The sequence below is a fragment of the Rhodococcus sp. CX genome, from assembly GCF_015865005.1.
GTDB lineage: Bacteria > Actinomycetota > Actinomycetes > Mycobacteriales > Mycobacteriaceae > Rhodococcus.
The window spans coordinates 19,543-24,797 of record NZ_JADZGH010000190.1; the positions used below are offsets into that span (position 1 = coordinate 19,543).

General features: G+C 68.8%; 6 protein-coding genes and 1 pseudogene. 4 read left to right on the forward strand and 3 right to left on the reverse strand.

Going from position 1 to position 5,255, the window contains the following annotated elements; translation table 11 throughout:
- Together I0Q12_RS33365 and I0Q12_RS33370 are read right to left on the reverse strand one after the other, a co-directional pair.
- A partial coding sequence (locus tag I0Q12_RS33365) for an alpha/beta hydrolase (RefSeq protein WP_231611078.1) occupies nucleotides 1–740 on the reverse strand: 740 nt, incomplete at its 3' end.
- 162 nt (nucleotides 741–902) lie between these two features.
- Nucleotides 903–2,213: pseudogene (locus I0Q12_RS33370) on the reverse strand (flavin-containing monooxygenase); the annotation flags it as partial.
- 159 nt (nucleotides 2,214–2,372) lie between these two features.
- On the opposite strand from I0Q12_RS33370, the gene I0Q12_RS20355 reads away from it, so the two are divergent.
- Nucleotides 2,373–2,975 (forward strand): TetR/AcrR family transcriptional regulator, encoded by a 603-nt coding sequence (locus tag I0Q12_RS20355; protein WP_197254036.1) that lies wholly within the window; start codon nucleotides 2,373–2,375, stop codon nucleotides 2,973–2,975.
- On the opposite strand, the gene I0Q12_RS20360 is transcribed toward I0Q12_RS20355, so the two are convergent.
- Entirely contained in the window at nucleotides 2,962–3,762 is an 801-nt protein-coding gene (locus I0Q12_RS20360) for an SDR family oxidoreductase (RefSeq protein ID WP_248675524.1), read from the reverse strand. The two genes, I0Q12_RS20355 and I0Q12_RS20360, sit on opposite strands and share 14 nt — an antisense overlap.
- Nucleotides 3,763–3,934: 172 nt before the next feature.
- Here I0Q12_RS20360 and I0Q12_RS20365 point away from each other — a divergent pair, with 172 nt between their 5' ends.
- From I0Q12_RS20365 to I0Q12_RS20375, 3 genes are all read left to right on the forward strand, one after another.
- On the forward strand, nucleotides 3,935–4,222 hold the full coding sequence (locus I0Q12_RS20365; protein ID WP_197254038.1) for a hypothetical protein: 288 nt from the start codon (nucleotides 3,935–3,937) through the stop codon (nucleotides 4,220–4,222).
- A complete protein-coding gene (locus I0Q12_RS20370) occupies nucleotides 4,219–5,028 on the forward strand; it encodes a hypothetical protein (protein WP_197254040.1) in 810 nt (269 codons plus the stop codon). Before I0Q12_RS20365 ends, I0Q12_RS20370 begins: the two co-directional genes overlap by 4 nt.
- A gap of 39 nt (nucleotides 5,029–5,067) precedes the next feature.
- Nucleotides 5,068–5,255: FAD-binding protein (locus I0Q12_RS20375; protein ID WP_197254042.1), on the forward strand; the 188-nt coding region annotated here is incomplete at its 3' end.

A 5,255-nucleotide genomic window follows, 5' to 3' on the forward strand; every position in this document is an offset into this window, starting at 1 on the left:
AATCTGCGGTGACCGGCGTAGAGACCGAAGTGGTCGCACGGATAGTGCCGGACCTCGGCGCGGGCGGCGAACCCGGCGACGGCCGCGGAGTGCGGGGGTGCGCTGCGATCGAAATCGGCGATCTGCATCAGCACCGGGCACAGTACGTTCTTCACCTGCTTCGCCGGCCGGTACGACCCGAGCTGCATCGTGATGTCCGCGTCGATCTCGTTGCGCCAGGTCGGCCCGGCGATGCCGGTGTAGTCCTCGAAATAGCCGTCCAGGCTGAGTGCCGCCGGCTCGCCGGGGCGGCCGACAACGGCGATCGTGGTGCCGGTCCGCCCGGTGAGGGCGCCGACGCGGCTGCGCAGACCGATCGCGGCCGAGCGCGCGAGCGTGCGGACGCTGTGGTGACGCAGCGCGGTCACCGCGGCGGCGCGGCCGTCGACGAGCGGGGTCATCGACACCACCGCGGCGACGTCGGTGCGGCCGGCGGCCACCGCGAGCACGTGTCCGCCCGACAGGGACACCCCCCACAACGCGACCCGGCCGGGATCGACTCCGTCGAGTGCGGCCGCGGCCGACAGCGCGGCCCGGTAGTCGTCGAGCTGATCGGCCACGTCGACACGCTGACGCACCGCGCCGCCCGAGGAGCCGAACCCGCGATAGTCGAATGCGAACACGTCGAGTCCGGCGTCGGCGAGCCGCTGCGCGAACGGCTGCAATCCGGAGTCCTTCGTGCCGCCGAGCCCGTGTGCCATCACCACGATCGGCCGGCCCCGGTCGTTCGCGAGGCGGTCGTCGGAGGCGCGGAAATACCAGGCGTCGCAAGGGGTTCCGGACGAATCGAACGTGACGCTGCGGCAGGAGGACGTTTCCGCACGGATCGCGCACCGGTCGTCGGGCGGTGCGGCTGCCACGAGAGCCGCGCGGGCCGCACCCTCCGGCAGTTCGCGGGTGCGCAGGTCGTGCTCGTAGAGGAAGTAGTCGACCTGCTGGGTGTGCCGCGGCCGGTCGAGCATGTGACCGGTGTACTTCTGCTGGTCCTCGGCGATCACCCGCCGCATGTCGGCGATCGGCGGCAGCCGGTAGCGGCCCGCCGCGTACGCGGCGATGAGCCGCGCCTGGGATTCGACGAACGGGAACAGGGTCGGGGTCGCCTGCGCGAACCCGGCGAACGCGAGATCGTCGATGCCGGGTGCGAAGATCCGCTTGTACAGGTCGATGCGGTTGCCCGGCGCGCTGATGAAGTCCTCGTCGAAGAACGGGAACGTGATGTTGTACCCGGTGGCGTGGACGATGATGTCGAACTCGCCGGACGTCCCGTCCTCGAAATGCACCGTCCGGCCGTCGAGCAGGCGGACATCGGGTTTCGGGATCACGTCACCGGAACCGAGGCGCAGCGGCAGTTCCACCGACTGGGTCGGATGTGCTTCGAAGAAGCGGTGATTCGGGGTGGGCAGGCCGTACCGCTCGGGGCGACCGGACAGGAGCGGCTGGCCGAGTTGCGCGACCTTGCGCTGCCACGCGAGCGGAAGGTACGGGCTGGTGCGGTAGTACTTGTCGGCGGGTCTGCCGGCGATGTACTTCGGCACGATCCACGCACCCGACCGGGTGGAGAGGGTGACCTCGTTGCCGAGGGTCTTCGACGACAGCTCGACGGCGATGTCCGCGGCGCTGTTGCCGAGGCCGACGACGAGAATCCGCCGGCCGGTGAAGTCCAGCGGGGTCTGCGGGTCGATGTAGTGGTGCGAATGGATCTCGGTGCCTGTGAACTCGCCGGGGAACTCCGCCATCCGCAGATCCCAGTGATGGCCGTTGGCGACGACGAGGAAATCGGCGTGCCGGGTGCTGCCGTCCTCGAGGTCGAGGTCCCAGCCGCCGTTCTCGACCGGTTCGGCGTGCACCACACCGTTGCGGAACTCGATGTTCTTCTCGAGGTCGAACGCGCGGGCGTACCCGTCCAGGTATGCCTTGATCTGGGTGTGGTGCGGGAAATCCGGATACTCGTCGGGCATCGGATAGTCCTTGAAGGACAACTGATGCTTCGAGGTGTCGATGTGCAGCGATCGGTAGGCGCTGCTGTGACCGTTCGGGTTCCCGAATGCCCAGTTGCCGCCGATGCGATCGGAGGTCTCGAAACAGGTGTAGGGAATGCCGTAGTCGCCCAGCATCTTTGCGGTCGTCAGCCCGCTGATTCCTGCCCCGATGACGGCCGTGGTCGGTGCCGGCATGCGTCAGCTCCTCGATCCTGCTGCCGGAGCGGTTCCGGCGCGGTGCCCGCCAATCTAGAACATGTTTCCCTCCGGTGTGAACAGATCTCGAAAACTGTCTACAGCGGGTATCGTCGCGGTCGTGTCCCGGCACCGGGCCGGGACCGGTGCGGAGGCACGATGGGCACGGAAGCCGAAGCGACGACGGTGCGGGAACGGTTGCTGGACGCCGCCGAGAAATGCCTGCGGGACAAGGGGATCCGAGCAACCACCGTGCTCGAGGTCGCCGAAGCCGCGGGGGTGTCCCGGGCCTGGCTGTACCGGCACTTCCCGGACAAGGCGACCCTGGTCGGCAGCGTCATCGTCCGCCTCGACACGGCCTACTGGGCCGGAGCGCACGCGACGCTCGCCGAATGCGGTTCACTCGTCGAGCAGTTGGCGGCGGGCGTGCGGATCGGCCGGTCCGCGTACGGCGACCCGGGTGCGCTCGCGATCCGGTTGCGAACCGACGAACCGGAGGAGTTCGCGGCGTGCGCGGGCGCCGGCGTCCACGAACTCGTCCCGCACCTGGCCGAATTCTGGAACCGCTATCTCGTCGCGGCGGCCGAGCGCGGCGAGATCGACCCCGGAATCGACACCGCCGAGGCGGCCGAATGGGTTGCGCGGGTGCTGATCAGCATCGCCACTGTGCCGGGCAGAACCCTCGATCCCGACGATCCGGCCGCGGTGCTGAGGTTTCTGCGCCGCTATGTGATGCCGGGCCTGACCGTCACGGAGCCATAGCCGCCAGGTGGGCCAGCAGGTCGGGATACCGGCGGGTGTGGGCGCCACCGTTGATGTCGATGTTCGCCCCGGTCATCCACGCCGCCGCATCCGACGCCAGGAACGCCACGACCTCGGCGATCTCCTCGGGACGTCCGCTGCGGCCGAGCGGCGTGTTCTCGAGGTAGTCCTCCGTCAGGCCGGACACCAGCGACACCCCCGCGACCAGCGGCGTGTCGACGAGGCCGGGGGAGATCGCGTTGACCCGGATCCGCCGGGGCGCGAGTTCGAGCGCGGCGACCTCCGTCAACATCAGCACGCCGGCCTTGGCCGAGCAGTACGCGGCCATCCCGGTGCCCGGTTGCCGGCCGTTGAGCGAGGCGATGAGCGTGATGCTGCCGCCGTCGACCACCCGCCGGCCCGCGTGTTTGACCACGAGGAACGCGCCGGTGAGACACACGTCGAGGGTGGTGCGCCAGCCGTCGAGACTCAGGTCGGTGATCGCGCCCGGCACGCTGAGCCCGGCGCAGTCCACCACCGTGCCGATGTCCCCGAACTCGGATGCGATCTCGTCGAACAGTCGCTCGACGCTGTCCTCGTCCCGCACGTCGACGTGCCGCGCCACGGCCCTGTTGCCCAGTTCACCGGCGCCCAGTTCTCCGGCGCCCAGTTCTCCGGCGCGCAGCAGCGCGGCGTCGGCGTTCACGTCCGCCACGATCACCTGTGTTCCGCGCGCGTGCAGCCGCCGGCACGTCGCCCAGCCGATCCCCGAGGCGCCGCCGACGACGATTGCGTTCGCTTCCTTCACGCCGGTACCCCCGTTTCCCGTTCCACCCGATGCCGCGATGGTAGAGACGGAACGGGCGCGCGGTGACGAATGCGGGGAACCCGCCGATCGGACGCCAGGTTTGTCGTACTGTGAATGGCGTCACATCGTGTCGGCCGGCCCGACGTGCCGACCCGCCCGCTCGGAGGTTCGGATGTCCACCACCGAAATGCAGGACCTGCAACGCACCATCGGTCACCTGCGGCAATGCGTCGGATCACTGCGCTCGCGCTACGGTGATGCCCCTGCGGTCAAGCGTCTGGCCAACGATCTCGATCGACTCGACATCGACGCGAAGGAGCTCGACAGCGCACCGCCGGCCGAGGTGCGCGGGCACACCGGTGAGCGCATCCCGGTTCCCGACGCGCCGTACGACGACAACCTGTTCCGGGGCGTCGACGTCGACGACGAAGGACTCGGCGGACTCCACGGGGAGCGGTGACCGCCCCGCCGGCCACCGGTGTTCGTTCCGCGACCCGAGCGAGGATCGCGGAACGAACGCTGCGCACCGACCGCTGGTGGCTGACCCCGCTGTTCACGGTTCTGGGCCTGACGATCTTCGTCGTCTACGCCACGATCCGGTCGTTCGTGCGCACCGCCTACTGGGTCGACGACTACCACTACCTGACGCCGTTCTACTCGCCGTGTGTCAGCGCCTCGTGCGTCCCCGGCTCGAGTCACTTCGGGGTGTGGGTGGGCGAGCTGCCCATGTGGATCCCGCTCGCATTCCTGTCGCTGCCGTTCCTGCTCGGATTCCGGCTCACCTGCTACTACTACCGCAAGGCCTACTACCGGTCGTTCTGGCTGTCGCCCCCGGCCTGCGCGGTCGCCGAACCACGCGCTCGCTACACGGGGGAGACGCGGCTGCCGCTGATCCTGCAGAACGTGCACCGCTACTTCTTCTATGTGGCGGTCGTGATCTCGGTGGTCAACACCTACGACGCGATCGTCGCGTTCCACAGTCCCGGCGGATTCGGTTTCGGCCTCGGCAACGTGATCCTCGTGGTCAACGTGATCCTGCTGTGGATATACACGCTCTCGTGCCACTCCTGCCGGCACGTCACCGGCGGCAGGCTCAAGCACTTCTCGAAACATCCGGTGCGGTACCGCATCTGGACGTTCGTGTCGAAACTGAACACGCGGCACATGCAGTTCGCGTGGATCACGCTGGGCACGTTGATCATCACGGACTGCTACATCATGCTCGTCGCGAGCGGCACCATTTCGGATCTGCGGTTCGTCGGCTGACGGCACCGTCGGGGGCACCAGGGGACAGGGAGGGCAGCGATGCCGGAGGTCGAACGGCACGAATACGACGTCGTGGTGATCGGGGCGGGCGGCGCGGGCCTGCGCGCGGTCATCGAGGCGCGGCAACGCGGACTGCGTGTCGCAGTCGTGTGCAAGTCGCTGTTCGGAAAGGCCCACACCGTCATGGCCGAGGGCGGCTGCGCCGCCGCGATGGGCAACGCCAACCC

Excerpts from the sequence above, each read along its gene's own strand:
- I0Q12_RS20355 (WP_197254036.1), top strand. The coding sequence starts at position 2,373 with ATGGGCACGGAAGCCGAAGCGACGACGGTGCGGGAACGGTTGCTGGAC.
- I0Q12_RS20365 (WP_197254038.1), top strand. The coding sequence starts at position 3,935 with ATGTCCACCACCGAAATGCAGGACCTGCAACGCACCATCGGTCACCTG.